Below are 3,680 nucleotides of genomic sequence, written 5' to 3'. Positions count from 1 at the left end.
CCGGCGGTTGATCGTGATCCTCAACGACAACGAGATGTCCATCGCGCCGCCGGTGGGGGCGATGTCGCGCTACCTCTCGCGGCTCTACGCCGAGGCGCCGTTCCAGGACCTGAAGGATGCCGCCAAGGGGGCGGTGAGCCTCCTGCCGCCGCCCTTCCGCGAGGGGGCGAAGCGGGCGCGTGACCTGCTGAAAGGGATGGCCGTCGGCGGCACGCTCTTCGAGGCGCTGGGCTTTTCCTACATCGGCCCGATCGACGGGCACGACATGGACCAGCTGCTGCCGATCCTGCGCACGGTCAAGGCGCGCGCCGACGGGCCCGTGCTGATCCACGCGATCACGCAGAAGGGCAAGGGTTACCGCCCGGCCGAGAGCGCGCCGGACCGCGGCCACGCGCGGGCGAAGTTCGACGTGGCCACCGGCGAGCAGAAGAAAGCCGCGTCCAACGCGCCGGCCTACACCAAGGTCTTCGCGCGCGCGCTGATCGACGAGGCGAGCCGCGACTCGCGCGTCTGCGCCGTCACCGCGGCGATGCCGGACGGCACGGGCCTCGACCTCTTCGCGGAGCGGTTCCCGTCGCGCTGTTTCGACGTCGGCATCGCGGAGCAGCACGGGGTGACCTTCTGCGCGGGGCTCGCGGCGGGGGGGATGCGGCCCTTCGCGGCGATCTACTCGACCTTCCTGCAGCGCGGCTACGACCAGGTGGTGCACGACGTGGCGATCCAGCGCCTGCCGGTGCGCTTCGCCATCGACCGGGCGGGGCTGGTGGGCGCCGACGGCGCGACGCACGCGGGCAGCTACGACGTGGCCTATCTGTCCAATCTTCCGGGCTTCACGGTCATGGCCGCAGCCGACGAGGCGGAGCTCGTGCACATGGTCGCCACCGCCGTGCAGCATGACGAGGGACCCATCGCCTTCCGCTATCCGCGCGGCGAGGGCGTGGGCGTCGAGATGCCGGAGCGCGGCGTGCCGCTGGAGATCGGCCGCGGCCGCATGATCCGCGAGGGCGGGCGCGTGGCGATCCTGTCCTTCGGCACGCGCCTCAAGGAGGTTCTGGAGGCCGCCGAGTCGCTGGAAGCGCGCGGCCTCGCGCCGACCGTGGCCGACGCGCGCTTTGCAAAGCCGCTGGATCGGGACCTGATCCTGACCCTCGCGCGGGAGCACGAGGCGCTGATCACCGTGGAGGAGGGCGCGGTCGGCGGCTTCGGCAGCCATGTCGCGCAGCTTCTGGCCGAGGAGGGCGTCTTCGACACCGGGCTGAAGTATCGCTCCATGGTGCTGCCCGACATCTTCATCGACCAGGCGAAGCCCGAGGAGATGTACGCGGTGGCCGGGATGAACGCTGAGCACATCGAGGCCAAGGTGCTGTCGCTGATGGGCGTGGCACAGGTGGCCGGCCGCCGGGCGTGAGCGCCGGGCAAGGGATTTGGAAATCCCTTGCAAGCGCCTTGAAAGGCGCTTGGCGCCCGGGATCAGCCGGCGCGCTCCGCGGCGAGGATCGCGGCCAGCCCGGCGCGGTAGTCGGGATAGAGCAGGCGCACACCCAGCGCCTCCTTGATCCGGTCGTTCCGCACGCGCTTCGACTCGGAGTAGAAGCTCGCCGCCATGGGCGACAACTCGGCCGTCTCGAAGGGGATTTCGGGCGGCACGGGCACGCCCAGGAGCTCGGCGGCGCAGGCGATCACGTCCTGCGGCGGGGCGGGGTCGTCGTCGGCGAGGTTGTAGACCCCGCCCGGATCGGGCCGCGCCATGGCGGCGGCGAGCACCTGCGCGATGTCCTCGACGTGGATGCGGCTGAAGACCTGCCCCTCCTTCACGATCCGCCGGGCGGTACCGGCGCGCAGCCGGTCGAAGGCGCTGCGCCCGGGACCGTAGATGCCGGCAAGGCGGAAGACGTGGAGCGGCAGGCCCGGCACCGCCGCCCAGGCCTCTTCCGCCGCGACACGCCGGCGCCCGCGCTCCGTCGATGGGGTGAGCGGGGTCGTCTCGTCCACCCAGCCGCCCCGGTGGTCGCCATAGACGCCGGTGGTCGAGAGGTAGCCTGCCCAGCTGAGCCGCGGCGCCGCCGCGGCGATCGCCGTGCCCGCCTGTCGCAGCACCGGATCGCCCTCGGGGTCGGGTGAGACCGAGGTGAGCAGATGGGTCGCCTGCGCGAGCGCGGGGCCGATCTCCGTGCCCGGCCAGATCAGGGGCTCCACCCCTTCGGCGGCAAGCGTCCCGGCCTTCTCCGCGCTGCGGGTGGTGCCGATGATTCGCCAGCCCTGCGGTTTCAGCAGGCGGGCCAGCGCGCGGGCCGAGTAGCCGTGCCCGATGGAGAGGAGGACGCGATCCATATGGAATTTCATGAAGATGATTGCGTCACGGCGCAAGTGTTACAAAAAACGCTTGGCCGAGCACGTTTCGTAACATATACTTGCAACAAGCATTTAGGGAGGAGGCGCGCGATGTACGCTCAAGGCCTGATCGGAGCGGACGGCAAGACCGGCGAAAGCCCCGAGTTCCTCGAGGCGTTCCAGACGCGGATCGACGCCGAGGAAAAGATCGAGCCCAACGACGCCATGCCGGAGGGCTACCGCAAGACGCTCGTCCGGCAGATCGGTCAGCATGCGCATTCCGAGATCGTCGGCATGCTGCCCGAGGGCAACTGGATCACGCGCGCGCCCTCGCTCAAGCGCAAGGCGGCGCTGCTGGCCAAGGTGCAGGACGAGGGCGGGCATGGCCTCTACCTCTATTCCGCGGCCGAGACGCTGGGCGTCTCCCGCGAGCAGATGACCGAGGAGCTGCACTCCGGCAAGGCCAAGTATTCCTCGATCTTCAACTATCCGACGCTGACCTGGGCCGACATCGGCATCATCGGCTGGCTGGTCGATGGCGCGGCGATCATGAACCAGATCCCGCTCTGCCGCTGCTCCTACGGGCCCTATGCCCGCGCGATGATCCGCGTCTGCAAGGAAGAGAGCTTTCACCAGCGCCAGGGCTACGAGATCGTCATGACGCTGGCGCAGGGCACCGACGCCCAGCGCGAGATGGTGCAGGAGTCGCTCGATCGCTGGTGGTGGCCGGTGCTGATGATGTTCGGGCCGCACGACTCCGAGAGCCAGCACTCCGACCAGAGCATGGCATGGAAGATCAAGCGCTTCTCCAACGACGCGCTGCGCCAGAAATTCGTGGACGCCACCGTGCCGCAGGCGGAATACCTCGGCCTGACGCTGCCCGACCCGGACCTGAAGTGGAACGAGGAAAAGGGTGGCTATGACTTCGGTCCCATCGACTGGGACGAGTTCTGGCGCGTGGTGAAGGGCGGCGGCGTGATGAACCGCGACCGTGTCAGGGATCGCAAGGCGGCCTGGGAAAACGGCGCCTGGGTCCGCGAGGCGGCCCTCGCGCACGCCGAGAAGCGGCGGCAGCGGGCCGAAGCGGCGGCGCCGATCGCGGCGGAGTGATTCAGGTCCGGGCGTAGCCGCGGGGGCGCTGCCCGTCGCCATTGTCTCTCGGACCAATGGCGCGACAATGGCGACCCCCGGGATATTTCCATCCAAGAAGAAGGAGTGGGCGTGATGAGCGGTGAAGTACCTCTCTGGGAAGTGTTCATCCGGCCCCGCAACGGGCTGAGCCACAAGCACGTCGGCAGCCTCCACGCGACGGACGAGGTCATGGCGCTGAACGCGGCGCGCGACGTCTA

The 3,680-nt window shown here is 69.5% G+C and carries 3 protein-coding genes and 1 pseudogene; 3 read left to right on the top strand and 1 reads right to left on the bottom strand.

Annotated elements, in window-relative coordinates:
* The coding region (gene dxs / locus ACESL7_RS14280) for a 1-deoxy-D-xylulose-5-phosphate synthase (RefSeq protein WP_372893969.1) at positions 1 to 1,408 on the top strand (1,408 nt) is incomplete at its 5' end.
* A 62-nt stretch (positions 1,409 to 1,470) separates the two neighbouring features.
* Here dxs and ACESL7_RS14275 read toward each other — a convergent pair.
* Positions 1,471 to 2,331 (bottom strand): SDR family oxidoreductase, encoded by an 861-nt coding sequence (locus ACESL7_RS14275; RefSeq protein ID WP_372893968.1) that lies wholly within the window; start codon positions 2,329 to 2,331, stop codon positions 1,471 to 1,473.
* A gap of 111 nt (positions 2,332 to 2,442) precedes the next feature.
* Here ACESL7_RS14275 and paaA point away from each other — a divergent pair, with 111 nt between their 5' ends.
* A complete protein-coding gene (gene paaA / locus ACESL7_RS14270; RefSeq protein ID WP_372893967.1) occupies positions 2,443 to 3,441 on the top strand; it encodes a 1,2-phenylacetyl-CoA epoxidase subunit PaaA in 999 nt (332 codons plus the stop codon).
* A 114-nt stretch (positions 3,442 to 3,555) separates the two neighbouring features.
* Positions 3,556 to 3,680, top strand: a pseudogene (paaB, locus tag ACESL7_RS14265) (1,2-phenylacetyl-CoA epoxidase subunit PaaB); the annotation flags it as partial.

The organism is Rhodosalinus sp. (assembly GCF_041685465.1).
Lineage (GTDB): Bacteria > Pseudomonadota > Alphaproteobacteria > Rhodobacterales > Rhodobacteraceae > Rhodosalinus.
This window is presented reverse-complemented; position numbering and strand designations above follow the sequence as displayed.